Below are 25,119 nucleotides of genomic sequence, written 5' to 3'. Positions count from 1 at the left end.
CTTGTGGCGCCTATGCTGCCTGCAAGAGGCAGTCGAGAAATGACGATGCAGTAGGAGAGCCGGCGTGAGCTTGAGGATCGTTGTCACTGTGAAGTACGTGCCCGACGCCACTGGCGACCGGCACTTCGCCGAGGACCTGACCGTCGACCGTGACGACGTGGACGGCCTGCTCTCCGAGCTGGACGAGTACGCCGTCGAACAGGCCCTGCAGATCGCCGAGAACTCGGACGACGACGTCGAGGTCACCGTGCTGACCGTCGGCCCCGAGGACGCCAAGGACGCGCTGCGCAAGGCCCTTTCGATGGGCGCCGACAAGGCCGTCCACGTCGAGGACGACGACCTGCACGGCACCGACGCCATCGGCACCTCGCTGGTGCTGGCCAAGGCCGTCGAGAAGGCCGGTTTCGACCTGGTCGTCTCCGGTATGGCCTCCACCGACGGCACCATGGGCGTCGTGCCCGCCCTGCTCGCCGAGCGGCTGGGCGTCCCGCAGGTCACCCTGCTGTCCGAGGTGTCCGTCGAGGACGGCACCGTCAAGGGCCGCCGCGACGGCGACGCCGCCTCCGAGCAGCTGGAAGCCTCCCTGCCGGCCGTCGTGTCGGTCACCGACCAGTCCGGTGAGGCGCGCTACCCGTCCTTCAAAGGCATCATGGCCGCCAAGAAGAAGCCGGTGGAGTCCTGGGATCTGTCCGACCTGGACATCGACGCCGACGAGGTCGGCCTGGAGAACGCCTGGACCGCGGTCACGAACGTGGCCGAGCGTCCGGCCCGCACGGCCGGCACCATCGTCAAGGACGAGGGCGAGGGCGGCAAGCAGCTCGCCGAGTTCCTCGCGGGCCAGAAGTTCATCTAAGGCCCTGCAGTCGCCGACCGCCCCTCAACTTCGTTACGCAGGAGAGCAATCCCATGGCTGAAGTCCTCGTCTACGTCGACCACGTGGACGGTGCCGTCCGCAAGCCGACCCTTGAGCTGCTGACCCTCGCCCGCCGCGTCGGCGAGCCCGTCGCCGTCGCGCTGGGGGCCGGCGCCGCCGGCACCGCCGCCGCCCTCGCCGAGCACGGCGCCGTCCGCGTCCTCACCCACGAGGCCGCCGAGTACGCCGACTACCTGGTCGTCCCGAAGGTGGACGCGCTGCAGGCCGCGGTCGAGGCGGTGTCCGCCGGCGGCTCCCCCGTCGCCGTGCTGGTGCCGTCCTCCGCGGAGGGCAAGGAGATCGCCGCCCGCCTGGCGCTGCGCATCGGCTCCGGCATCATCACCGACGCCGTCGACCTGGAGGCCGGCGACGAGGGCCCGGTGGCCACCCAGTCGGTGTTCGCCGCGTCCTTCACCACCAAGTCCCGTGTCTCCAAGGGCACCCCGGTCATCACGGTCAAGCCCAACAGCGCCGCCGTGGAGGCCGCGCCGGCCGCGGGCGCCGTCGAGGCCCTGGCCGTGACCTTCTCCGACAAGGCCACCGGCACCAAGGTCACCGGGCGCACCCCGCGGGAGTCCACCGGCCGTCCGGAGCTGACCGAGGCCGCGATCGTGGTCTCCGGCGGCCGCGGTGTCAACGGCGCGGACAACTTCGCGGTCATCGAGGCCCTCGCCGACTCCCTCGGCGCGGCCGTCGGCGCCTCCCGCGCCGCGGTGGACGCCGGCTGGTACCCGCACACCAACCAGGTCGGCCAGACCGGCAAGAGCGTGTCGCCGCAGCTGTACATCGCCAACGGCATCTCCGGCGCGATCCAGCACCGCGCGGGCATGCAGACCTCGAAGACCATCGTGGCCGTCAACAAGGACCCCGAGGCCCCGATCTTCGAGCTGGTCGACTACGGCGTCGTCGGCGACCTGTTCGACGTCGTCCCCCAGCTGACCGAGGAGATCAAGACCCGCAAGGGCTGATCCCCGCACGGCCGTACGAGGCCCCCGTGACCCGCCAGCCCGGTCACGGGGGCCTCGCCGTGTCCCGGCGCAGCCCCCGGATGTTGACCAGCGCGAAGAGCCCGGATAACTTCATTCAACGGATTGTTGATTCCGTACAGCGGAAAATGGAGGGTATGGGTATGGGCCAGGGCCAGCAGGAGCAGGTGGCGACGAGCCTCACGGACACGGTCGGTGCGGAGATCAGCGCCTCCCTCGCCCCCGTCGACGCCGAACTGGAGCGCCTCTACCCCGGAGACCCCGGCACCCGCCAGCCCGTGCACACCGTCTACGTGCCCGGCGACGCCTTCGCCGCCGACACCCTCCGCTCCTGGGGCGACCAGGCCCTCGCCGCCCTCGACGCCCACGCCCCCGACGCCGCCTCCTTCGCCCGGGTCCTCGGCCTGTCCGCGGAACTCGCCGAGCCCGTCCACGACCGCGTCCGCGCCAAGCTGGAACGCGAACCGGTCGAAGACCTGCGGGTGGACTTCGAGGACGGCTACGGCCCCCGCCCCGACGCCGAGGAGGACGCGGCGGCCGCCCGCGCCGCCCGCCTGATCGCCGAGGCGTACGCCGCCGGCACCGCCGCCCCCTGCATGGGCATCCGCATGAAGTGCATGGAGGCGCCCGTCCGCGACCGCGGCATCCGCACCCTGGACATCTTCCTCACCGGCCTGATGCGGGCCGGCGGCCTGCCCGGCGGGCTCGTCCTCACCCTGCCCAAGGTGACCTATCCCGAGCAGGTCACCGCCATGGTCCGGCTGCTGGACGGCTTCGAGAAGGCCCACGCCCTGGAGCCCGGCCGGATCGGCTTCGAGATCCAGATCGAGACCAGCCAGGCCATCCTCGCCGCCGACGGCACCGCCGCCGTCGCCCGCATGATCCAGGCCGCCGAGGGCCGCGCCACCGGCCTGCACTACGGCACCTTCGACTACAGCGCCTGCCTCGGCGTCTCCGCCGCCCACCAGGCCGGCGACCACCCCGCCGCCGACCACGCCAAGGCCGTCATGCAGGTGGCCGCCGCGGGCACCGGCGTCCGCGTCTGCGACGGCTCCACCAACGTCCTGCCCGTCGGCCCCACCGAGCAGGTCCACGAGGCCTGGCGCCTGCACTACGGCCTCACCCGCCGCGCCCTGGCCCGCGCCTACTACCAGGGCTGGGACATGCACCCCGGCCACCTCCCCACCCGCTACGCCGCCGTCTTCGCCTTCTACCGCGAGGGATTCCGGCAGGCCGCCGACCGTCTCGCCCGCTATGCCGGCCACGCCGCCGGTGACGTCATGGACGAGCCCGCCACCGCCAAGGCCCTCAGCGGCTACCTCCTGCGCGGCCTCGACTGCGGCGCCCTCGACACCGCCGAGGTCGCCCGCCTCACCGGACTGTCCCGTGCCGACCTGGAGGGGTTCGCCGCCCCCCGCCGCGGCGGCCTCACGGCCTCCGCCCAGTAGCGCCGCAGCCGGGCGCCGCCGCCCGGTTCCGCGGTGCCGGCCGCCCAGCCGCCCTCGGGGGCGCCGTCCACGGCCGCCCCCGGCCGGCTGTCCGGCCGCCGTCCGCACGGCCGCCCGGCCACGCCTCTCCCCGGTGGAGCGGCGGGCCGGATCAGCCGGGACGGCCCGGAGCGCCGGGGTGCCCGGGAGACCCGGGACGCCCGGGCCCGCCGCCCGGGTGCGGGCCGGGTCCCGGGCCGCCGTCCCGGCCGGCGCCCGGCCCCGGCCGTGGCGGAGGGTGCACGGGAGACGGTGCGAGAGGGGACGCGACGGGGGGCACGACGCGGGGCACGACCGGGCGGACGAACGGTTCGAGGCCGGACGGCGTCACGAGCCGCTCCCGTGCGAACGCCCGCGCGCCCCGCTCGCGCAGCGCCGCATCGGACCGGGCGCGCGCCACGAACTCCTCCGGCGTCCCCCCGAACAGCTCCCGCAGCGAGCGGTGCTCCCGCAGGAGAGCGGTGAGCAGCGCCCGCTCGCCGGGGTGCTCACGCGGCAGGCCGCGGCTGTCGCGGAGCACCCCGCGCCGGCCGACGTACGCGTGCACTCCGGGCAGGGTCCGCCCGTCCGCCGGGCACACCCGCACCACCGGTTCCGGCAGCCAGGCCCGCCGGTAGTTGCCGTCCGGCCGCGCCGCGCCCTCCCCGGCGTCGACGGCCGCAAGCTGCTCGGCGTCCAGCCAGAGCACGAACAGCTCCCGCACCTCGTCCGGCGCCCGGAACGGCGCCGCCGCCACATACCCGGCGCGGCTCACATGGGCCGAGACGCCGACACCGAGACCGGTCGTGCGGACCCGCACCATCGGCACCCGCGCGACGAGACCGGCCTCGGACAGTTTGCGGCGCAGCTGGCCCGGGCACGCGTTGGAGCCGACCGCGAGCACCGGTTCGCGCCCCGGATGCACGGAGCCCTCCAGGGGCAGCAGAGCGTCCCCGTCGAGCAGGCCGGACCGGTCCGGCCATGCGCCCGGGTAGCTCAGGGGATCGTCCAGCGGCACCCCGGCGAGTCCCAGGGCCTCAAGCGTGTGCCGCCGCGTCTCCACGAGCCGCTCAGTCCGCCGGCGGCAGCTCGCCCGAGCCGCGGGCGACCAGCCGGGTGGGCAGCTCGATCCGCTCCGGGGCGACCAGTCCGCCCTCCAGCCGCCCGAACAGCCGTTCCGCGGCCGTTCGCCCGAGCGTGGCGGCGTCCTGCGCCACCACCGTCAGGCCCGGCCGCAGCAGGTCGGCGAGCTCGACGTCGTCGAACCCGACCAGGGCGACCCGGCGGGTGTGCCCGGCCAGGACCCTGACCACGGTGACGGTCACCCGGTTGTTCCCCGTGAAGATCGCGGTGACCGGGTCGGGCCCCGACAGCATCTCCTCCGCCGCCCGGCGCACCCGCTCCGCGCCGGTCGCGCCGAGCGACATCCAGGAGGGCTGCACCGCTATGCCCGCGTCCTCCATGGCGGCCCGGTAGCCGCGCAGCCGCTCGGCCGCGGTGTGGATACGGGGCATGTCACCGATGAACCCGATCCTGCGGTGCCCGTGCGCGATGAGGTGGGCGACCCCGGAGCGGGCCCCGCCGTGGTTGTCGGACAGCACCACGTCCGCCTCGATCCGCCCGGCCGGCCGGTCCACGAACACCGTGGCCACGCCCGCCCTGATCTCCGGCTCCAGATAGCGGTGGTCCGTCCCCGCCGGGATGATCACCAGCCCGTCCACCCGCCGGGCGCACAGCGCCAGCGCCAGCTCCTGCTCCCGGTCGGGGTCCTCGGCACTGGAACCGTTGATCAGCAGCGCGCCGTGGGCCCGCGCCACCTCCTCCACGGCCCGGCTCAGCGGGCCGTAGAAGGGGTCGGCGAGATCCTCCAGAACCAGGCCGACGCTGGCGGTGCGGCCCTTGCGCAGCACCCGGGCGCTGTCGTTGCGGCGGAAGCCCAGCGCCTCGATGGCGTCCTGCACCCGCCGTTCGGTGTCGGGCGTGACGCCGGGCTCGCCGTTGACGACCCGCGAGACGGTCTTCAGGCCGACACCGGCCCGTGCGGCGACGTCCTTCATCGTCGGGCGGTTCCCGTAACGGGCGGTGGAGAGCCCGTCGGCTCGGCGGATGGCATCGGCCACGGTGGGGTGTCCTGTCCTGTCCTGTGGTCCCGGGGGTGCGTCGATCCGTGGATTGTATGAGGATGTGGCGTCGAGCATAGAGCCTGGACAACGTTGTCAGGCCCGGGGGACACTGTCCACCGCGCTCTTCGCCCGCGCGCCCCACCGCCGGACAGTGCTGCGCACGACCTGCCCTATCCCATGGCTGACGGGGAGAACAGACCTTGACGCACACCGCCCTCGTGGCCGCACTCGACATCGGCGGCACCAAGATCGCCGGCGCGCTGGTGGACGGCGACGGCCGGATCCTCGCACGCGCCCAGCGGCCCACGCCCGCCGAGGAGGACGGCGACACGGTGATGGACGCCGTACGGGAGGTGCTCGCGGAACTGGGCGGCTCGCCCCTGTGGGGCCGCGTGCGCGCCGTCGGCATCGGCAGCGCCGGCCCGGTCGACGCCTCCACCGGCACGGTCAGTCCGGTGAACGTGCCGGGCTGGCGCGGATACCCGCTGGTCGCGGAGGTCCGGGGGGCGACCGGCGGGCTCCCCGTCGAGCTGATCGGGGACGGCGTCGCCATCACCGCGGCCGAGCACTGGCAGGGTGCCGCCCGCGGCCACGACAACGCGCTGTGCATGGTCGTCTCCACCGGGGTCGGCGGTGGCCTGGTCCTCGGCGGCCGGCTCCACCCCGGCCCCAGCGGCAACGCCGGTCACATCGGCCACATCAGCGTGGACCTCGACGGCGACCCCTGCCCCTGCGGCTCCCGCGGCTGCGTCGAACGCATCGCCAGCGGCCCCAACATCGCCCGGCGCGCCCGGGAGACGGGCTGGCTGCCCGGTCCCGACGGTGACACCTCCGCCGCCGCGGTGGCCGCGGCCGCCCGGTCCGGCGACCCCCTCGCCCTCGCCTCCTTCGCCCGCGCCGCCCAGGCACTCGCCGCGGGCATCGCCGCGACGGCGACCCTCGTCGAGACCGACATCGCGGTGGTCGGGGGCGGAGTGGCCAGGGCCGGCGACGTCCTCTTCGCCCCCCTGCGCGAGGCTCTCGCCGACTACGCCGCCCTCTCCTTCGTACGGAACCTGAAGGTGGTGCCCGCCGCGATGGGCACGGACGCCGGGCTGGTGGGCGCCGCCGCGGCGGCCCTCGCGCAACGACCGGCCGCGGTCCGCGTCCGGGCCTGACGCGGAGGCACGGGACGGCCCCGCACCGGCCCGGCCGCGGGGACGGACCGGTTTGTCCGGAAGCGGCGCCGGTCCGCCCGCAGGGGGCACCGGCGGTCCGGGGCCGGCCGGCGGCGGACCGGTCCGTCCGGGCGGGTGGGGCGGGCGACGGGCTCGCCCCGCGGCCGTGACCTTCCCGCCACGGGTGGCGTTGAGACCGGTATGAAGAAGCGCAGCATGCTCGCCATCGCCTCCCTCGCCACCGGCTTCGTCGTCGCCGCGGTCACCCCGTCCCACGCCCTCGGCGAGGACCTGGGCGACCTCGACGTCAACGGCACCCTGAGCGCACTGGACCACACGATCGCCAGCGACAGCCTGGGCGCCGACGACAGCGCGCCCGGTGGCGACACGGCGCGCAACGGCTGACCGCCCGCCTTCCTCGCCACCCGCGACGGCCGGCCCCGACCACGGGCCGCCCGGCCGCCAGGGCGCCGGACCCCTCGTACGGGTCCGGCGCCCTCGCCGTTCCCCGGCCCTCAACTGCGCCTGGTTTCCGTGGCAGGGTGGAGCGGGCAAGCCACTGGGGGCCAACAGAAGAGGGGGAATCGTGACCGTCGTCTGGATCAACGGCGCGTTCGGTGCGGGGAAGACGACCACCGCACGGGAGCTGATCGACCTGATCCCGAACAGCACGCTCTTCGACCCCGAACTCGTCTCAGGGGCGCTCACCCACCTGCTGCCCGCCAAACGGCTCGCCGAGACGAGCGACTTCCAGGACCTTCCGGTCTGGCGGCGGCTCGTCATCGACACCGCCGCCGCGCTGCTCGCCGAACTCGGCGGCACCCTCGTCGTGCCCATGACGCTGCTGCGGCAGGAGTACCGGGACGAGATCTTCGGCGGGCTCGCCGCCCGCCGGATCGCCGTCCGGCATGTGGTCCTCACTCCGGCCGAAACGATCCTGCGCGAGCGGATCGCCCGCCGTGAGATCCCGCCCGACCTGCCCGACGGCGAGATCCGCGTCCGCCAGTGGTCCCACGACCACATCGAGCCCTACCTGGCGGCCCTCGGCGGCTGGCTGCTGACCGACGCACACCCCGTCGACAACGGAACGCTCACCCCGGACGAGACCGCCGCGCGCATCGCGGACGCCGTCGCCTCCGGTACCGCGCCCGCCTGTGCCATCGTGCAGACCGCCGAACCCACCGCCGAGACCGTCGCCGCGGGCGTCCTGCTCTTCGACGAGGACGACCGGGTCCTGCTCGTCGACCCCACCTACAAGCCCGGCTGGGAGTTCCCCGGGGGCGTCGTCGAACCCGGCGAGGCACCCGCCCGGGCGGGCATGCGCGAGGTCGCCGAGGAGACCGGCATCCGGCTGACCGCCGTACCCCGTCTGCTGGTCGTCGACTGGGAACGCCCCGCGCCGCCCGGCTACGGCGGCCTGCGCCTGCTCTTCGACGGCGGCCGGCTGGACCCGGCCGCGGCCGAACGCCTGCTGCTGCCCGGCCCCGAACTGCGCGCCTGGCGCTTCGCGAGCGAGGACGAGGCCGCCCGCCTGCTGCCGCCCGTCCGCTACGAGCGGCTGCGCTGGGCCCTGCGGGCACGCCAGCGCGCATCGGCGGTCTACCTAGAGGCCGGCGTCCCGGCCGGCGAGGGCGGCTGACCGCACGTCGTCCCGTCGTCCCGCCGTGCCGTCGTCCCGCCGTGCCGTCGTGCCGTCGTCCCGCCGTGCCGTCGTCCCGTCGTCCCGCGGGCCGCGGTCACACCGGGCCGCGCGACCGTCCGCGCCGGGCGGGGCGGGCGGGGCGGGTGTACCGGGCGAGGCGGACACGCCCGGCGGCGCCGGCCGTGGACGGTGATGCGCGGGGCCCCGCCGGGGCGGAGCCCCGCGCATCCGGAGGATGTCAGCTCGCGGCGTAGTTCCGCAGGAACAGCGCCTCCGCCACCGACAGGCGCTCCAGCTCCTGCGGCGACACGCTCTCGTTCACCGCGTGGATCTGCGCCTCCGGCTCGCTGAGGCCGATGAGCAGGATCTCCGCCTCCGGATACAGCGAGGAGAGGGTGTTGCAGAGCGGGATCGAGCCGCCCTGGCCGGCGTACTGCATGTCCTCACCCGGATAGGCGACCGCCATCGCGTCGGCCATCGCCCGGTACGCCGGGCTGGAGGTGTCCGCCCGGAACGGCTGACCCTGTCCGATCCGCTCCGTCGTCACCCGGGCCCCCCACGGCGTGTGGGCCTCCAGGTGTGCCTCCAGCAGCTTCGTCGCCTCGAGCGCGTCGGCCCCCGGCGGCACCCGCAGGCCGATCAGCGCCCGGGCGCTCGCCTGCACCGACGGCGTCGCGCCCACCACCGGCGGGCAGTCGATGCCGAGCACGGTCGCCGACGGCCGCGCCCAGATGCGGTCGGCGACCGAGCCGGAACCGATCAGCCCGACCCCGTCCAGCACCTTGGCGTCCGCCCGGAACTGCTCCGCGTCGTAGGCCAGCCCCTCCCACGGCGTTCCCTGGCCGAGCCCGTCCACGGTGGTGGTCCCGTCCTCGGCGCGCAGCGAGTCCAGCACGCGGATCAGCGCGGCCAGGGCGTCCGGTGCGGCGCCGCCGAACTGCCCCGAGTGCAGGTTCCCCTGGAGCGTGTCGACCTGCACCCGCAGCGTCGTCATGCCGCGCAGCGTGGTGGTCACGGTGGGCAGGCCCACCCGGAAGTTGCCCGCGTCGCCGATGACGATGGTGTCGGCGGTCAGCAGTTCCGGATGCGCCTCGGCGTACTGCTGGAGGCCACCGGTGCCCATCTCCTCCGAACCCTCGGCGATGAACTTCACGTGCACCGGTATGCCGCCGTTCGCCTTCAGCGCCCGCAGCGCCAGCAGGTGCATCACCACGCCGCCCTTGCAGTCGGCGGCGCCGCGCCCGTACCAGCGTCCGTCGCGTTCGGTCAGCTCGAACGGCGGCGTCGTCCAGCCCGCTTCGTCCAGCGGCGGCTGCACGTCGTAGTGCGCGTAGAGCAGAACCGTCCGGGCGCCCTCGGGGCCCGGCAGGAAGCCGTACACCGACTGGGTGCCGTCCGGGGTGTCCAGCAGGGCGACGTCCTCGAAGCCCTCGGCGCCGAGCGCGTCGGCGACCCAGCGTGCGGCGCCCTCGCTCTCGCTCTTCGGGAACTGGTCGAAGTCCGCCACCGACCTGAAGGCCACCAGCTCGGCGAGTTCCGTCCTGGCCCTGGGCATCAGTGCGGCGACGGTCTCGGCGACCGGGTTCGACGACATGGGCACGCTCCTCGTAGGTGCGACGTTGGACGACTTGGGTGGCGCGATTTTCCCACAGGGGGTCCCGGCCGGATTCCGGCGCATGGATCAGGCCGCAGGCCCGGGGGGCCGCCCCGGGAGACGGGCCGGACGCAGGTCCGGGGGCGGGGGTGTGAGGGCGGGCCGGCTGGGCAGGGGACAGGCGGTGCCCGTACGGCGGCACCGGCATGATCGGGAAGACGCGGGGGCCCGCCGTAGGATGCGGGGGACAGATGCGGCAGGCGGCTGGACCGGGAGCAGTAGACCATCGTGAGCAGCGAGAACTCTTCGGCGGACGACGAGCGGCAGGCGTGGGACGTCGTCGTGGTGGGCGCGGGACCCGCGGGGGCCTCCGCCGCCTACGCGGCGGCGGTCGCCGGACGGCGTGTGCTGTTGCTGGAGAAAGCCGAACTGCCCCGGTACAAGACGTGTGGCGGCGGCATCATCGGCCCTTCCCGGGACGCCCTGCCCCCCGGCTTCGACCTCCCTCTGCGCGACCGGGTGCACGCCGTGACGTTCACCCACCACGGCCGCTTCGGCCGCACCCGCCGTTCCCGGCACATGCTGTTCGGGCTGGTGAACCGGTCCGACTTCGACCGGCAGCTCGTCGAGCACGCGCAGAAGGCGGGCGCCGAACTGCGCACCGGTGTCGCGGTGTCCCGGGTCGAGCAGCACGGCTCCGCGGTGCCCGACCGGCGCACCGTCGCGGTCGTCCTGCAGGACGGCGAGACGGTCCTGGCGCGGGCCGTGGTCGGCGCCGACGGCAGTGCCGGCCGGATAGGAGCGCACGTCGGGGTGAAGCTAGGCCAGGTCGATCTCGGTCTGGAGGCCGAGATCCCGGTGCCGGAGACGGTCGCCGAGGACTGGAAGGGCCGCATCCTGCTCGACTGGGGCCCGATGCCCGGCAGTTACGGCTGGGTCTTCCCCAAGGGCGACACCCTGACGGTCGGCGTGATCTCCGCGCGCGGCGAGGGCGCCGCCACCAAGCGCTATCTGGAGGACTTCATCGGCCGGCTCGGCCTGGCTGGCTTCGAACCCACCCTCTCCTCCGGGCACCTGACGCGCTGTCGCTCCGACGACTCCCCGCTCTCCCGGGGCCGGGTCCTGGTGTGCGGTGACGCGGCGGGCCTGCTGGAGCCGTGGACCCGTGAGGGCATCTCCTTCGCACTGCGCTCCGGGCGGCTCGCGGGGGAGTGGGCGGTCCGGATCGCGGAGGCGCACGACGGCGTCGACACCCGCCGCCAGGCCCTCAACTACGCCTTCGCCGTCAAGGCCGGGCTCGGTGTCGAGATGGCCGTCGGCAAGCGGCTGCTCACCGCGTTCGAGCGGCGCCCCGGCGTCTTCCACGCCGCGCTCACCGGATTCCGCCCCGCGTGGCGGGCGTTCACGGACATCACCCGCGGGAGCACGACCCTGGGCGAGCTGATGCGGGACCGGCCGATGGTGCAGCGGCTGCTGACCGTGCTGGACCGGTGGGAGGGCGCACAGCCGGACGGTCCCGGCCGGGCCGGGACCGGGGCCCGCGGAGCGCGTGCGGGCCGGGGTGCCGAGGTCGGCGTCGGCGGCAGCGGTGCGGGTGAGGGGACCGGCGCCGGCGGCGGGGCCGACGCGGGGAGCGAGGGCGCCGGGGGCGCCGGGAGCGCCGGGGGACAGGGCTAGGGCGTTCTGCGAGGGTCCCGCCCGGTCCGCGGCGCCTGGCACGGCATCCTGCCGTGTTCGTTGTCGGGGCCGCCCGCGTCCGCCCGGTACGCGGGCGGTCCTCCGCCTTGCGATGCTCCCCCGCTGCCGCAAGGGCGTGCGAGGTACCCCGGCTCCGCACGCGCCGGGCCCCGCCCGTTCCGGGCGGACGGGCGTTGCGGTCGGAACACGACCCGGGACGAGCGCCGGGGCCCAGTCGTGAACAGGCCGATCGACGGGGCGGGATGCCCGGGCCCGGCGCCGCGCAGGCGTGCCGGATCCCGGGCGCGCTGCGGCTCGCCGGACCGGACCGGTGTCAGCCCTCGACGGTGATCCGGAACACGGGGTGGTCTCCGGCGGAGGCCAGGATCTCCTCGTCGGAGGACTTCGCCGTGACGCCCTGGAAGTACTGGTTGACCTCCCAGCCCCACTTCTCCAGGTAGGAGCGCAGGATCGGGAGCTTCTCGGCGTCGGGGAGCTCCTGCGCGGTGAACGCGCGCGCCTTGCGGCCCACCCGCAGCTCGCCGCCGCCGGCCGCGCGCATGTTGCGCACCCACTGGGAGTGCCCGCGGGCCGAGACGAGATAGCGGGCGCCGTCATGGGTGTGCGGGTTCACCGGGATGCGCTGCATCCGTCCGCTCTTGCGCCCCTTCACCGACAGCTCCGCCGTCCCCGCGAGACTGATGCCGTGCCGGGCGAGCCAGCCGATGACGCCGTTGAGGCGGGTGGCCACGGGGCCGGCCTTCAGGTAGTACGGCGCGGGCGACGGGGAGGGCGTGGACGTCGACATGAGGATCCCCTCGGGGCTGCGATGTGGTGGAGCACTGCTCCGGTTTGTGAGCACTGCTCTCGCTCAAGAACAGTGTGCACGGAGTCGGCGGCCAAAACAAGAGCAGTGCTCCGAATGGAGAGCACTGCTCTCTCTTTGTGTCGTGTCGTGTCGCGTGCGGCGAACGGTGCTCGCGTCGTGGAGCACCGCTCTCGAAGGGAAGCGCTGCTCCCATGCGCAGCTCACTGCCCTCGCGCGCGTGCAAGGCTCACGCGTGCGTCCGTCGCCCACCTGCGCGTTCGCTGCTCACAAGTGCGTGCACCGCTCCCGAATGCGTGCACCGCTCTCGAATGCGTGCACTGCTCTCGCCGCGTGGCACACTGCACCCCATGAAGCCCGCACAAGGAGCCCGCGCCCGCGCCCGGATCGAGGTCACCGCAGCCATCAAGGACGAGGCGCGCAGCCAGCTCGCCGCGGAAGGTGCCGCGAGACTGTCGCTGCGGGCCGTCGCCCGCGAGCTCGGCATGGCGTCGTCGGCGCTCTACCGGTACTTCCCCAGCCGCGACGACCTCCTCACCGAGCTCATCATCGACGCCTACGACTCGCTCGGCGAGGCGGCCGAGTCCGCGCACGCCGAGGTGGCCGACGCGAGCCCCGTCCGCCGCTGGACGGTCGTGTGCGAGGCCGTGCGCGGCTGGGCGCTCGCGCATCCGCACGAGTACGCCCTCATCTACGGCTCACCGGTGCCCGGCTACGCCGCGCCGCAGACGACCGTCCGGCCCGCCGCGCGGGTGGGTCTGCTCCTCGTCGCCGTCGTCCGGGACGCTCATCGCGGACTCGGTGTGGCCCGGACCAGGCTCCCCGCAGAGCTGCGGCCCGAGGCGGAGCGCATGGCGGCGGACCTCGCGCCCGACCTGCCCGCCGAGGTGGTCGCCGCCCTGGTCGCGGCCTGGGCCCAGCTGTACGGGCTGGTCGGCTTCGAGGTGTTCGGGCAGTTCACCCGGGTCGTCGAGGAGCGTGGGCCGTTCTTCCGGCACGCCGTGACCCAGCTCGCGCACGGGGTCGGCCTGGTGTACCCGCAGCAGGGACCCTCCGGGAACCCCGCCGGAAGCGCCTGAGCCCACCGCGGTCCGCGCCCGCCCTGCCGCGCCCGGCACCGGCCTCCCTGCCCGTGCCGGCCGACGGTCTCCGCCTCCGGTGCCGGCCGATGTCCTGCTCCGCCGGGTGCGGGCGGTACCGCGACCACGCGGGCGGTGGAGAGCACGGGTGTGACGACCGCTCCCGTGTACGGCAGCAGGGTCCGCAGCGGATGCGACAGGTCGAGGAGCCGCGGATGCGGCAGGTCGAGGAGCCGGACCGGCCCGGTGATCGCGCCACACACCACCAGGGCCGCGAACGCGGTGCTGAGCAGTGCGTAGCCGATCTCGACGGTCGGCGCGTCCCGTTCGGCCCGCGAACGCGGACGCCGCCCCCCGTGCGTCATCATGGCCGGATGCGAACAGGCGGGCGCCCGGAGGGGCAGGTCGCCCCGCCGGGCGCCCGGGGAGGCGGCCCCCGGTCAGTCGCGGACCGCCACGCGGTCCGCGTCCGCCTCCTTCGTGGTGGACCTGGCGACGACGAGCGAGTGCGCGGGGCGTCGTACCCGCAGTCCGGTGAGGGCGGTGAGCAGGCCGAGCGCCGCGATGCCGGCGACCACCGTCAGCCCCGGGCGGTAGCTGTCGAGGACGGCCTGCGGGGTGGGGTCGGCGGGTGCGCCGGCGGTGACCACGGCCGTCACCACGGCGAGGAAGACCGCACCGCCGACCTGCACGGAGGTGTTGAGCAGGCCGGACACCATGCCCTGTTCGTGGTCCTCGACGCCGTTGGTGGCCTGGATGTTGAGGGAGGGGAAGACCAGCGCGCAGGCCGCGCCGATGAGCAGCATGCTGGGCAGGATCGCGACGGCGTAGACCGGGTCGAGGTCGATGCCGAGGAACAGCACGTAGCCGAGGACCATCAGGGCGAACCCGGTGGCGATGAGCCGCTGGGTGCCGAACCGGTCGACGAGCGCGCCGACCTTGGCCGAGGAGAGCGCCACCAGGGCACCCGCGGGCAGGAAGGCGAGCGCGGTGTGCAGTGCGGACCAGCCGAGCAGGGCCTGCATGTAGAGCGTGACCAGGAACTGGAAGCCGACGTACGAGCCGAAGAAGGCCATGGCGCCGAGCTGGGCGCGGATCTGCCGCCCCGAGCGCAGTACACCGAGCCGGACCAGCGGGCCGGCGGAGCGCCGTTCCACGGCCACGAAGGCGGTCAGCAGTGCGGCGACGGCGAGGAAGGACAGCAGGGTGCGGGCCGACCCCCAGCCTGCCTCGGGAGCCTGGACGACGGTGAAGACCAGCAGCAGCATGGCGGCGGTGCCGAGGACCGCGCCGGGCACGTCGTAGCCGTTGTGGTCGCGTTCGCGGGCCGTGCGCGGCAGCAGCTTCAGCCCGGCGGCCAGCGCGAGCAGGGCCACGGGCGCGGGCAGCAGCATGGTCAGACGCCAACTCGCCTCGGTGAGCAGGCCGGAGAGCACCAGGCCCATGGAGAAGCCGGTGGCGGCGCAGGTGGTGTAGATGGACAGGGCGCGGTTGCGCAGCGGGCCCTCGGCGAACGTGGTGGTGATGATCGACAGGCCGGCCGGGGCGGTGAAGGCGGCGCTCAGCCCCTTGACGAAGCGGCTGGCGACGAGCAGCGGGCCGGAGTCGACGAGACCGCCGAGCAGCGAGGCGAGGGCGAAGACGCCCAGCGCGACGAGGAACACCTCGCGGCGGCCGAGGAGGTCGGCGGTCCGTCCGCCGAGCAGGAGCAGTCCGCCGTAGCCGAGGATGTAGCCGCTGACGATCCATTGCAGGGTCGCGGTGGACAGGCCCAGGTCGGATCCGATGGAGGGCAGGGCGACACCGACCATCGACACGTCCAGGGCGTCGAGGAACATCGCGGCGCACAGCACCAGCAGCGTGCCCCACAGCCGGGGTGTCCAGCGGTCCGCGGCCGGACGGGCGGCGGGGGTGGTGAGCGGAGAGGTCATGACGACGACAGTACATGCATATGCATTCAATGCAAGTGCAGTTAATGTCGGTGCAACTAAGGGCTGTTCTCTGCTACGGTGCGCGGATGGCTGCCGACGATGCTGGGCGGGCGCTGGCGGGCCGCTGGCGGGACATCCTCGCGCTGCACGCCCGCACGCAGTGCGAACTCGACCGTGCTCTGGGCGGGTTCGGCCTGTGCGCCAGTGACTTCGAGGTGATCGACGTGCTCGCGGACGAGGGCGACCGCCGCGTCCAGGAGATCGCCGAGCGGGTCCATCTGAGCCAGAGCGCGCTGTCGCGTCTGGTCGCCCGCCTGGAGGGCTGCGGTGTCGTCGAGCGGGGGCTGTGCCCCGAGGACCGGCGGGGCGTGCGCGTGGCGATCACGTCGAAGGGGCGTGCGCTGCACCGGGCGGCGCTGCCGGTGCAGCGGGCGGTGCTGGCGCGGGTGCTCGGCGGCGCCGGGGCCCGGGCGCCGGGTGACGGCCGGACCGACGCGGCCGGACGGGTCCGCGCCGCCGGGCCCGCCCCGGCCGGCGGGGCGCCCGGCACGGCAGGGGAGGGCGGCGTGGCGGGGGAGGGCGGCGCGGCGGGTCGGGAAGCGGTGGAGCCGCGCTGACCCGCCGCAGAGGCGATTCGCAGAGGTGCGGTCAGATCCTCGACAGCTCGCGCCACAGCGCGGCGAGCTTGGGATCGCCGGTGAGCTGCGGGACGGGTGTCCGGTTCCACAGCGCGAAGTACAACTCACTTGCCGGACCCGCGAGTTCGGCGTCGGCAGGGCCGTCCGCGCCGAGCGTGGTCACCGGCGGTCCGGCGGACAGCCGCACGCTCCACACCGCGTCCGCGTCCAGCGCCCGCACCCGCAGCACCCGCGGCTCGTCGGTGCGGACGCGGCTGCGGGAGCGGGCGTGGAAGCCCCGCAGCAGCTCGTCGATGCCGTCGGCGGCGACGTCGGGGCTGACGCCGTCGGGGTCGATGCCGAGCGCGCTCTGGGCGTCGAAGCGGTGCACGGTCGTCTCGTGTGCCTGCCGCCTGGCCCAGAAGGCCAGCGGGGAGGCGCAGGGGGCCGGGTGGAAGGTCCAGCACTCGATGTCGTCCGGGGCGTCCTCCAGGACCGCGACCAGCCGGCGGTGGCTGTCCGCGTACCAGTCGAGCAGCTCGTCGCCGTCGAGGTCGGGCGCTTCGCCGAACGGGCGCGGCTCGGTGGACCGCTCGCGCACGAACGAGGCGGCCCAGACGTGCACCGCTCCGGTGTGCCGCAGCAGGTCGCGTACCCGCCAGTCGGGGCAGGTGGGCACGTCGGCGTCGACTCCGGCCTTGCGCGCGGACTCCGCGAGGAGCCGGCCTGCCGTGTCGAGGGCCTCAAGGTGTCGGGCGATCTCCATGGCAGGAGTCTGCCGCATGGGCCGGGCCGGAGGTCAAGGGGCCCTCGGCCCGGTGCGGTCCGCGGGCTGGGCGGCCGTATCGTCCGCGGGCGGCGGGCGGGGCGGCGGCGGCATCCGGCCCCGCCGGGGCGGCGGGCGGCGGGCGGAGGGCGGAGGGCGGAGGGCATACGGCATACGGCATACGGCATACGGAGCCGCGCCGTGCCGGGCCGGGTGCCGGGCGAGGCGTCCGGCCGTCCGGCCGGGCCCCGTACACCCCGCTCCGGCCGGCCCCGGCGGGGCCGGGTGCCGCCGCCGCGCCCCGCCGGGCGCGCCGAGGGGGTCCTCAGGACGGGCCGTGCGTGAAGCGGCCCGCGAGCAGCGTCGCGTACACCGGCATGGCGCGCAGCAGGCCGGGGTCGGCCGTCGGCTCCGCGTCCAGCACCACCAGGTCGGCGGGGTCGCCGGGCGCGACGGTGCGCCGCCCGCGCGCCGACGCCGCCAGGGCCGCGGGCAACGGCACCCGCTGCTCCGGATGCCACGCCGGACGGCCGTCGCCGGTGCGGCCGACCGCCGCCGCGATGCCCAGCCAGGGGTCCAGCGGCGCCACGGGGGCGTCCGAACCGAACTCCAGCCTGGCCCCGCCGGACAGCAGGTCGGCGTAGGCGAAGGCGCACCCGGTGCGCCCGGCCCAGTGCCGGTCGGCCACGTCCCGGTCGTCCACGGCGTGCGCGGGCTGCACCCCGGCGACCACCCCGAGCTCCGCGAACCGCGGCACGTCCGCCGCCGACAGCAACTGCGCGTGCTCGATGCGCCCCGGGCATCCGACGGCCGAGAAGGCGTCCAGGGCCAGGGTGTTGGCGCGGTCGCCGATGGCGTGCACGGCGGGCTCGATGCCGTGCGCCCAGGCGCGCCGCATCAGCCGCACCAGTTCCTCGTACGGCGTCTCCAGGATGCCGCAGGCCTCCACCGTGTTCTCCAGGCCCGGGTACGGGTCGCGGCACAGCGCGGTCCGGGTGTTGAGGGACCCGTCCGTGAACAGCTTCAGCGGGCCCGCCCGGAGCAGGCCGTCGGTGCCGGGCAGGACGTCACCGGTGCGCAGCCCGCGGCCGATCGCCGCCTCCAGGTGGGCGGGGTGCACGGCCGCGTCCACCCGCACCGCGAGCGGTGCGGCCGCCGCCCGCCTGGTCCAGTCGGTGAGGTTGTCCGCGAAGTGGAAGTCGACCACGCCCGTGACACCCCGCGCCGCCGCGTCACGGCAGGCCTCGGCGACCCAGCCGTCGAGGACCTCCGGGGGGACCTCGGGCAGCGCGGCCACCGCGGCGAAGGCCTCGCCCTCGCGCAGCAGCCCTGTCGGGTGCCCGGACCGCCCGACGAGCGCGAGCCCGGCCGAGTTCAGCCACGCCGCGTGCAGGTCGGCGCTGACCAGGGCGACCGGCCGCCCCGGACACACCGCGTCCAGCAGGGACTTGTGGGGCGTGTCGGGCCACAGTCCGTCCCGGAAGCCGTACCCGACGAGCGGCTCCCCGCCCGCCCTGCCCGCGGCGTGCCGCCGTACGGTGCCGGCGGCCGAGTGCGCCGAGCCGGCGGCCGACAGGTCCACCCGGTGCCGTACGCTCGCCCACTGCGCGGCGTGCACATGGGCGTCCCACAGACCGGGCAGTACGGTACGGCCGTCGAGGTCGAGCACCGGGCCGGCGGGCCTCCTGAGGTCACCGTCGGCCCGGCGCCTCGCCCGCCCCCCGGCGTCTCCGGTTCCGTCGTCGGTGTTGTCGGTGTTGTCGGTGTTGTCGGTGACGTCGGTGTCGTCGGTGACGGCGGCCACCCGGCCGCCGGCGATGCGCACCCGGGCGAGCGGTCCGCCCGGTCCGAGGCGGGCTCGTGCCAGGGTGAACTCCGTGGAGGGTTCGGCGGGCCGGCCGGGCAGGGCGTCGGGATGCGTCAAGGCGGTCTCCGGGTCGGGCCCGGCCCGGGAACTCAGCCGAGCGCACGGTCGAGGTTGAACGCGGCGCTGATCAGGGCCAGATGGGTGAACGCCTGCGGGAAGTTGCCCTGCTGCTCACCCGACGGGCCGATCTCCTCGGCGTACAGGCCGAGATGGTTGGCGTAGGTGAGCATCTTCTCGAACGCCAGGCGTGCCTCGTCCAGCCGGCCGGCGTGCACCAGGGCCTCGACGTACCAGAAGGAGCAGATGGAGAACGTCCCCTCGTCGCCGCGCAGGCCGTCGGGGCTGGCCTGCGGGTCGTAGCGGTACACGAGCGAGTCGGAGACCAGGTCGTGGGTGAGCGCGTCCAGGGTGGACAGCCACTTGGGGTCGGTCGGGGCGATGAACTTGGCGAGCGGCATCATCAGCACCGCCGCGTCGAGCACGTCACCGTCCTCGTGCTGCACGAACGCGCGGCGGGCCTCGGACCAGCCGTTGCGCATGATGCGCCGGTAGACCGCGTCGCGGGCCTCCCGCCAGCGGTTGAGGTCGGCGGGCAGCCCGCGCCGGTTGGCCATCCGGATGGCCCGTTCGACGGCGACCCAGCACATCAGGCGCGAGTACAGGAACCTGCGGCGGCCGCCGCGCGTCTCCCAGACGCCCTCGTCGGGCTGGTCCCAGTGCGCGCACACCCAGTCCACCAGGGCGCACACGTCGTCCCACTGGTCGCTGGAGACGGGGCGGGCCCATTTGTCGTAGAGGTAGACCGAGTCGATGAGCGCCCCGTAGATGTCGAGCTGGAGCTGGTCGGCGGCGGCGTTGCCGACCCGGACCGGCGCCGAGCCGCGGTGGCCCTCCAGATGGGGGAGTTCACGCTCGGGCAGGTCGGTGCGCCCGTCGATGCCGTACATGATCTGGAGCGGGCCGGAGGCGCGGCTCTCGCCCGGGGTGATGTGCCGGGTGACGAACTCCATGAACGCCTGGGCCTCGTCGGAGAAGCCCAGCCGCAGCAGCGAGTAGACGCAGAAGGCCGCGTCACGTACCCACACGTACCGGTAGTCCCAGTTGCGTTCGCCGCCCGGCTGCTCGGGCAGGCTGGTGGTGGCCGCGGCGACGATCGCGCCGGTGGGGGCGTAGGTGAGCAGCTTCAGGGTGAGGGCGGACCGGTGCACCATCTCGCGCCAGCGGCCGCGGTAGCGGGACTGGGAGAGCCAGCGCCGCCAGTACGCCACGGTCGCGGTGAACTGGCGTTCCGCCTCGCTGTGGGCGCAGCCGCGCGCGGACAGGCCGTGGCCGACCTGGTCCAGGGCGAACACCGCCGCCTCTCCCTCCGACATCTTGAAGTCGGCGCGCACGTCCGCCCCGTCGGCCTCCAGCGGCAGCGTGGACGTCAGCGCCAGCCGGATCCGGTCGGAGGCGAAGACGGCTGTTCCGTCCTCCTCCAGGTGCAGACGGTGCGGCAGGGCGCCGTAGTCGAAGCGGGGCGCCACCCGCGCCCGGAACGCGACCGTGCCGCGCACGCACAGCACCCGCCGGATCAGCCGGTGCCGTTCGGCCTCCCCGGTCCCGGCGGGGGCGCCGGCCAGGACCGGGGACCGCCCGGGGCCCGCCCGCTGCTCTCCGACCGGCATGAAGTCCTGCACCTCGCCGACCCCCTCCTCGGTGAAGAAGCGGGTGATCAGGACGTTGGTGTCGGGGAAGTAGAACTGTTTGGTGCGGGCCGGGACGGTCGCCGTCAGCTCGAAGCGCCCGCCCCGGTCGGCGTCCAGGATCGAGGCGAACACGCTCGGTGCGTCGAACGCCGGACAGCAGTACCAGTCGATGGTGCCGTCGGTGCCCACCAGGGCGACCGTGCGCAGGTCACCGATCAGGCCGTGCTCGGAGATGGGCAGGTACCGGGAGTCCCCGGCCCCCTCGAACCTCGGTGTCCCGGCCATGGAAGCCTCCTCACCGGTGCGCGCGAGCGCGGCTACCAGCTTAGGCGCGATCCTCCGGCGGCACCCCGGCGAGCCCGCGCCTGCTCCGGGAAGCGCGCGGGGCCCCGGGCAGGCCGGCACCGGCTCCGGGCCCGGCACCCGGGCTCCGGGAAGGGTCCGGGCTCCGGGGAGACCCTGGGCCGGACCGCGGGCCGCGGGCGGCCCGTCACACGGTCCGTACCGTGACTCCCGCCTCCTCGAAGCGCCGGACCGCGGCCGGGTCCGCCGCCGCGTCGGTGACCAGCGTGTCGACGGCGTCGGCCGAGCAGATCCGGGCGAAGGCGCGGCGCCCCAGCTTGCTGGAGTCGGCGGCGACGACCACCCGCTCGGCGCGCTCGCACAGCAGCCGGTTGACGGCGGCCTCGGCCTCGTCGTGCGCGGCGGCCCCGTGCTCGGCGTCGAACGCGACCACGCCGAGCACCGCCACGTCGAGGGTGATCTGGCCGAGCACACCGTCCGCGAGCGGGCCGGTCAGCTCGTAGCTCTGCGCCCGTGCCACCCCGCCCGTCACCACGATCTTGAACTGGGGTCGTACGGCGAGCTCGTTGGCGATGTTCAGGGCGTTGGTGACGACCGTCAGCGCGGGCGAGCCGGAGGCCAGGTCGGCGCGCACCGCCAGGGCACGGGCCACCTCGGTGGTGGTCGTGCCGCCGGTCAGCCCGACCGCCTCGCCGGGGGCGACCAGATGGGCGACCGCGCGGGCCACGCGCTGCTTCTCCGAGGCGCGGCGGGCCGTCTTGTAACGCAGCGGCAGTTCGTACGACACCCCGTGCACGACCGCGCCGCCCCGCGTGCGGACGAGCATCTGCTGCTCGGCGAGCTGGTCGAAGTCGCGGCGGATGGTGGCGGCCGACACCCGGAGTTCGGCGGCGGCCTCCTCGACGTCCAGCCGGCCCCGCTCGACGAGCAGCTCCAGCAGCGTCTTCCAGCGGGCGTCGCGCGACATCCGCACCTCCAGCCGGCCGAAATCCGAGGTCATGGGCGTTCCCGGCGACCCTAGCGCACGCCTCGACCGCGGGAGTGCCGACAGAATGCTTGAAGATGCTCGAAAGGTCGCGATATCTTGCAGAAACAATCATCCAGGGGTGGCCGTCGACCACCGCGTGGGAGGGGTACGGCATGACGCATGTCGAGGACGAGCTCCGCAGCCAGCCGGAGTGCTGGGCCCGGGCCGCGGCCCAGGCACCGGAGTTCAGGGCCGTGCTGCCGGAGCCGGGGGAGCGGGTCGCGATCGTCGGCTGCGGCACCTCCTGGTTCATGGCCCAGGCCGCCGCCGCGCTGCGCGAGAGCGCGGGCCAGGGCGAGACGGACGCCTTCGCCGCCTCCGAGTTCCCCCACGGGCGCCGCTACGACCGCGTCGTCGCCCTCACCCGCTCCGGCACCACCACCGAGGTGCTCGACCTGCTGGGCGCGCTGCGCGGCCGCGTCCGCACCAGCGCCGTCACCGCCGACCCCCGTGCTCCCGTCACGGCCGCCGCCGACGAGGTGGCCGTCCTCGGCTACGCCGACGAACGCTCGGTCGTGCAGACCCGGTTCGCCACCACCGCGCTCACCCTGCTGCGCGCCCACGCGGGGCTGCACAGCGAGACCGCCGTCACCGACGCCCGCACCGCCCTCGCCGACCCCCTGCCCGACGAGCTGTCCGGGCGCGCCCAGTTCACCTTCCTCGGGCGGGGCTGGACCGTGGGTCTGGCCAACGAGGCCGCGCTGAAGATGCGGGAGGCGTCGCTGTCGTGGGCCGAGGCGTACCCGGCCATGGAGTACCGGCACGGCCCGATCAGCGTCACCGGGCCCACCACGGCCACCTGGATGTTCGGCGAGGCGCCCGAGGGGCTGGCCGATCAGGTGCGTGCCACGGGAGGGCAGTGGCTGGCCGGGGGGCTCGATCCGCTCGCCGAGCTCGTCCGCGCCCAGCGCCTGGCCGTCGCGGTCGCCGTCGCCCGCGGCCTGGACCCGGACAACCCCCGTCACCTCACCCGCTCGGTGATCCTCAGCCCCTGACGGACGACGCGTCCCGCTCGCCCGACCGTGGGTCTCCCGGGCCGTGCGGCGCGGACGGGCGCGCTGTCCCGTGTCCGGTCCGGGACCGGCTCCCCCGCCGTCTCCGCCCTCGGGGGCCACCCCTCCGCCCGTCCCAGCCCCAGCCCCAGCCCCAGCACCAGGGAGGTCCGCGTGCCCCTCACCACCACCGCAGAGCTCGTCGCCCGCGCCGCGGCGGACCGTCGCGCCGTCACCGCCTTCAACGTCATCACCCTGGAGCACGTCGAGGCCGTGATCGCCGGTGCGGAGAGCGCCGCCGCCCCGGTCGTGCTCCAGGTCAGCGAGAACGCCGTCAGGTTCCGCTACGGAAGGCTGCTCCCGCTGGCCCGGGCCGCCGCGGCCGCCGCCGAGGGCGCCGCCGTGCCGGTCGCCCTGCACCTGGACCACGTCCAGAGCGACACCCTGCTCCGGCAGGCCGCGGACGCGGGGTTCAGCTCGGTGATGTACGACGCCGCGCGGTTGCCGTACGCCGAGAACCTCGCGGCCACCCGGGCCGCGGCCAGCTGGGCGCACGCCCGGGGCCTGTGGATCGAGGCGGAGCTGGGGGAGGTGCGCGGCAAGGCGGGACGGCCCGCGCTGGACGCGCACGCGCCGGGCGCGCGGACCGACCCGGCCGAGGCGCGGGCGTTCGTCGCCGGCTCCGGCGTGGACGCCCTCGCCGTCGCCATCGGCAGTGTGCACGCCATGACCACCCGCACCGCCGCCCTGGACCACGCCCTCCTCAGGCGCCTGTCGTCGGAGCTGGAGGTGCCGCTGGTGCTGCACGGCTCCTCCGGGGTCCCCGACGCCGAACTGACCGCCGCCGTCGCCGGCGGCATCACCAAGGTCAACATCGGTACGGCTCTGAACGCGGCGATGACCGGCGCCATACGGGAGTTCCTCGCCGCGCACCCCGAGGCGGTGGACTCCCGCACCTACCTCAGCGTGGGCCGTCAGGCCATGGCGTCGGCGGTCTCCGCCATCGTCGGCGTCCTGGGCGGTTCGGCCCCGCGGCCCGACGGGACGGCCCCCGCGGACGTGACGTGACGTGACGTAGCGGGCCGGTCCGGGCCGGCCGCCCCGGCGCATCCGACCGACGGCACGGACGGAAGCCGACCACACCGACCACACCGACCACACGGGCCGTACGGACCCGACGGGCTCGACGGACCCGACGGGCTCGACGGACCCGGCGGGCTCTATGGACCAGGACGGAACCCGACCCGGGGCACGGCCCGGCCCGCGCTACCGCCGGACAGCCTTGAGCACCACGAACTTCGGGTCGCTCGCGACGAGTTCGCTGTTGCCGAACACCTTGCGCAGTCTGAGGTGGTAGCCCAGATGCCGGTTGCCGATCACCCACAGCTCCCCGCCGGGCCGCAGCACCTGCCGGGCGCCCGTGAACATCCGCCAGGCCGTGGCGTCCGTCGTCGCCCGGTGGGAGTGGAACGGCGGGTTGTTCAGCACCAGGTCGACGCTGCCCGGCGCCACACCGCTCAGCCCGTCCCCGACCCGGAACTCGGCGTGTCCCGGCACCCCGTTCGCCCGGTACGTCGCCTCGGCGGAGGCCACCGCCTGGAACGACTCGTCCGTGAACAGCACTTCGGCGTCCGGGTTGGCCAGTGCCACCGCCGTACCGACGACGCCGTTGCCGCAGCCGAGGTCCACCACGCGCAGCGCGCCGCGGGTGCCGGGCAGCCTGCCGAGGAAGAAGCGCGTACCGATGTCGAGGCGATCGGCGCAGAAGACGCCCGCGTGGTTGACCACCGTACGCCCCGACACCGGCCCGACCCCCTCCGGCAGCGCGTACCGGTACGGCCACGGGTTCGCGGGGCGCTCCAGCGCGACGTCCGGGGTGCAGAAGATCAGCCGTGCCTTCTGCTCCGCGAGCGAGGTCCGGGTCGGGCCGAGGATCCGCTCGAAGAGCCGGAGCGTGGAGGTGTGGATCTCCCTGACCATGCCGGTCCCGACGACGACCGTGCCCTCGTGCACGCCGGGTGCCAGCCGCTGCAGCTGGTCCTCCAGCAGCGCAAGGCTCTTGGGCACCCGCACCAGCAGCACGTCGATCCGCTCCGGCGGGGCGTCCTGGGTGGTGAGCAGCTGCACGGTGCCCGGCTCGGCCCCGGCCCGCGCCAGGTTCGCCCGGCTCGCCTCCTGCCCCAGCCAGGAGTCGGTGATCTGCACCGGCCGGTGCGACGCCAGCGCGGTCACCAGTGCCCCCCAGCGGTCGCCGAGCACCACGACCGTGCCGGACAGGTCGACGCCGCTCTCGGCGAGGTGTCGCAGCAGATACGCGTCGGAGGCGTCCCAGGCGCGCAGCCGGTCGCGCGGGTCCTCGGGGAAACGGGTCGGCGCGAACTCGCCCCACGGAGTCGTCATGCGGTCGTTCATGGTGCGTCCAGGCTAACCGAGCCGCAGCTCAGCACGGGTGGGGGAGGACGGGC

20 protein-coding genes and 2 pseudogenes are annotated in these 25,119 nt (G+C 74.8%); 11 read left to right on the top strand and 11 right to left on the bottom strand.

Going from position 1 to position 25,119, the window contains the following annotated elements; genetic code table 11:
- Window positions 1–64: 64 nt before the first annotated feature.
- From AC5K6T_RS18480 to AC5K6T_RS18470, 3 genes are all read left to right on the top strand, one after another.
- Complete coding sequence (locus AC5K6T_RS18480; protein WP_493210382.1) at window positions 65–853, top strand: electron transfer flavoprotein subunit beta/FixA family protein; 789 nt, start codon at window positions 65–67, stop codon at window positions 851–853.
- A 53-nt stretch (window positions 854–906) separates the two neighbouring features.
- Window positions 907–1,881 (top strand): electron transfer flavoprotein subunit alpha/FixB family protein, encoded by a 975-nt coding sequence (locus AC5K6T_RS18475; RefSeq protein ID WP_493210380.1) that lies wholly within the window; start codon window positions 907–909, stop codon window positions 1,879–1,881.
- Window positions 1,882–2,042: 161 nt separating this feature from the next.
- The gene (locus tag AC5K6T_RS18470) at window positions 2,043–3,347 is read left to right on the top strand and encodes a DUF6986 family protein (RefSeq protein ID WP_493210848.1); all 1,305 of its coding nucleotides are present in this window, start codon (window positions 2,043–2,045) and stop codon (window positions 3,345–3,347) included.
- A 151-nt stretch (window positions 3,348–3,498) separates the two neighbouring features.
- On the opposite strand, the gene AC5K6T_RS18465 is transcribed toward AC5K6T_RS18470, so the two are convergent.
- Both AC5K6T_RS18465 and AC5K6T_RS18460 read right to left on the bottom strand, forming a co-directional pair.
- On the bottom strand, window positions 3,499–4,428 hold the full coding sequence (locus tag AC5K6T_RS18465; protein ID WP_493210378.1) for a hypothetical protein: 930 nt from the start codon (window positions 4,426–4,428) through the stop codon (window positions 3,499–3,501).
- Between the two features lie 7 nt (window positions 4,429–4,435).
- Window positions 4,436–5,563: a LacI family DNA-binding transcriptional regulator gene (locus AC5K6T_RS18460; RefSeq protein WP_493210376.1), complete on the bottom strand. Its 1,128-nt coding sequence runs from the start codon at window positions 5,561–5,563 to the stop codon at window positions 4,436–4,438.
- Between the two features lie 125 nt (window positions 5,564–5,688).
- Between AC5K6T_RS18460 and AC5K6T_RS18455 the strand changes: the two genes are divergently transcribed.
- From AC5K6T_RS18455 to AC5K6T_RS18445, 3 genes are all read left to right on the top strand, one after another.
- Entirely contained in the window at window positions 5,689–6,645 is a 957-nt protein-coding gene (locus tag AC5K6T_RS18455; protein WP_493210374.1) for an ROK family protein, read from the top strand.
- Window positions 6,646–6,846: 201 nt separating this feature from the next.
- Window positions 6,847–7,050 carry a hypothetical protein gene (locus AC5K6T_RS18450; RefSeq protein ID WP_493210372.1) on the top strand — a complete coding sequence of 68 codons (204 nt, stop codon included), beginning with the start codon at window positions 6,847–6,849 and terminating at the stop codon, window positions 7,048–7,050.
- A 181-nt stretch (window positions 7,051–7,231) separates the two neighbouring features.
- The gene (locus AC5K6T_RS18445; RefSeq protein ID WP_493210370.1) at window positions 7,232–8,284 is read left to right on the top strand and encodes an NUDIX hydrolase; all 1,053 of its coding nucleotides are present in this window, start codon (window positions 7,232–7,234) and stop codon (window positions 8,282–8,284) included.
- Between the two features lie 241 nt (window positions 8,285–8,525).
- On the opposite strand, the gene AC5K6T_RS18440 is transcribed toward AC5K6T_RS18445, so the two are convergent.
- Complete coding sequence (locus AC5K6T_RS18440) at window positions 8,526–9,881, bottom strand: dipeptidase (RefSeq protein ID WP_493210368.1); 1,356 nt, start codon at window positions 9,879–9,881, stop codon at window positions 8,526–8,528.
- A gap of 288 nt (window positions 9,882–10,169) precedes the next feature.
- Between AC5K6T_RS18440 and AC5K6T_RS18435 the strand changes: the two genes are divergently transcribed.
- Window positions 10,170–11,558 carry a geranylgeranyl reductase family protein gene (locus AC5K6T_RS18435; RefSeq protein ID WP_493210366.1) on the top strand — a complete coding sequence of 463 codons (1,389 nt, stop codon included), beginning with the start codon at window positions 10,170–10,172 and terminating at the stop codon, window positions 11,556–11,558.
- Between the two features lie 334 nt (window positions 11,559–11,892).
- On the opposite strand, the gene AC5K6T_RS18430 is transcribed toward AC5K6T_RS18435, so the two are convergent.
- Window positions 11,893–12,366: a nitroreductase family deazaflavin-dependent oxidoreductase gene (locus AC5K6T_RS18430; protein WP_493210365.1), complete on the bottom strand. Its 474-nt coding sequence runs from the start codon at window positions 12,364–12,366 to the stop codon at window positions 11,893–11,895.
- Window positions 12,367–12,734: 368 nt separating this feature from the next.
- On the opposite strand from AC5K6T_RS18430, the gene AC5K6T_RS18425 reads away from it, so the two are divergent.
- A complete protein-coding gene (locus tag AC5K6T_RS18425; RefSeq protein WP_493210363.1) occupies window positions 12,735–13,463 on the top strand; it encodes a TetR/AcrR family transcriptional regulator in 729 nt (242 codons plus the stop codon).
- A gap of 128 nt (window positions 13,464–13,591) precedes the next feature.
- On the opposite strand, the pseudogene AC5K6T_RS18420 reads toward AC5K6T_RS18425, so the two are convergent.
- Together AC5K6T_RS18420 and AC5K6T_RS18415 are read right to left on the bottom strand one after the other, a co-directional pair.
- Window positions 13,592–13,828: pseudogene (locus AC5K6T_RS18420) on the bottom strand (DUF6332 family protein); the annotation flags it as partial.
- A gap of 75 nt (window positions 13,829–13,903) precedes the next feature.
- On the bottom strand, window positions 13,904–15,394 hold the full coding sequence (locus AC5K6T_RS18415; protein WP_493210362.1) for an MFS transporter: 1,491 nt from the start codon (window positions 15,392–15,394) through the stop codon (window positions 13,904–13,906).
- An 86-nt stretch (window positions 15,395–15,480) separates the two neighbouring features.
- On the opposite strand from AC5K6T_RS18415, the pseudogene AC5K6T_RS18410 reads away from it, so the two are divergent.
- Window positions 15,481–15,846: pseudogene (locus tag AC5K6T_RS18410) on the top strand (MarR family winged helix-turn-helix transcriptional regulator); the annotation flags it as partial.
- A gap of 196 nt (window positions 15,847–16,042) precedes the next feature.
- Here AC5K6T_RS18410 and AC5K6T_RS18405 read toward each other — a convergent pair.
- From AC5K6T_RS18405 to AC5K6T_RS18390, 4 genes are all read right to left on the bottom strand, one after another.
- Window positions 16,043–16,777, bottom strand: coding sequence for a maleylpyruvate isomerase family mycothiol-dependent enzyme (locus AC5K6T_RS18405; RefSeq protein ID WP_493210360.1), 735 nt, complete (start codon window positions 16,775–16,777; stop codon window positions 16,043–16,045).
- A gap of 325 nt (window positions 16,778–17,102) precedes the next feature.
- Window positions 17,103–18,701 carry an amidohydrolase gene (locus AC5K6T_RS18400; protein WP_493210358.1) on the bottom strand — a complete coding sequence of 533 codons (1,599 nt, stop codon included), beginning with the start codon at window positions 18,699–18,701 and terminating at the stop codon, window positions 17,103–17,105.
- 32 nt (window positions 18,702–18,733) lie between these two features.
- Window positions 18,734–20,617, bottom strand: a complete 1,884-nt coding sequence (locus AC5K6T_RS18395) for a glycoside hydrolase family 15 protein (protein WP_493210356.1) — start codon at window positions 20,615–20,617, stop codon at window positions 18,734–18,736.
- A 205-nt stretch (window positions 20,618–20,822) separates the two neighbouring features.
- A complete protein-coding gene (locus AC5K6T_RS18390) occupies window positions 20,823–21,602 on the bottom strand; it encodes a DeoR/GlpR family DNA-binding transcription regulator (protein WP_493210846.1) in 780 nt (259 codons plus the stop codon).
- Between the two features lie 173 nt (window positions 21,603–21,775).
- On the opposite strand from AC5K6T_RS18390, the gene AC5K6T_RS18385 reads away from it, so the two are divergent.
- A complete protein-coding gene (locus tag AC5K6T_RS18385; protein WP_493210355.1) occupies window positions 21,776–22,657 on the top strand; it encodes an SIS domain-containing protein in 882 nt (293 codons plus the stop codon).
- Between the two features lie 171 nt (window positions 22,658–22,828).
- Complete coding sequence (locus AC5K6T_RS18380; RefSeq protein WP_493210354.1) at window positions 22,829–23,722, top strand: class II fructose-bisphosphate aldolase; 894 nt, start codon at window positions 22,829–22,831, stop codon at window positions 23,720–23,722.
- Window positions 23,723–23,920: 198 nt separating this feature from the next.
- On the opposite strand, the gene AC5K6T_RS18375 is transcribed toward AC5K6T_RS18380, so the two are convergent.
- Entirely contained in the window at window positions 23,921–25,054 is a 1,134-nt protein-coding gene (locus AC5K6T_RS18375) for a methyltransferase (protein ID WP_493210845.1), read from the bottom strand.
- Between the last annotated feature and the right edge of the window lie 65 nt (window positions 25,055–25,119).

The organism is Streptomyces sp. B8-7 (assembly GCF_058833805.1).
Note: the sequence above shows the minus strand (reverse complement) of the source record. Positions and strands in the feature narration are given on the sequence as shown.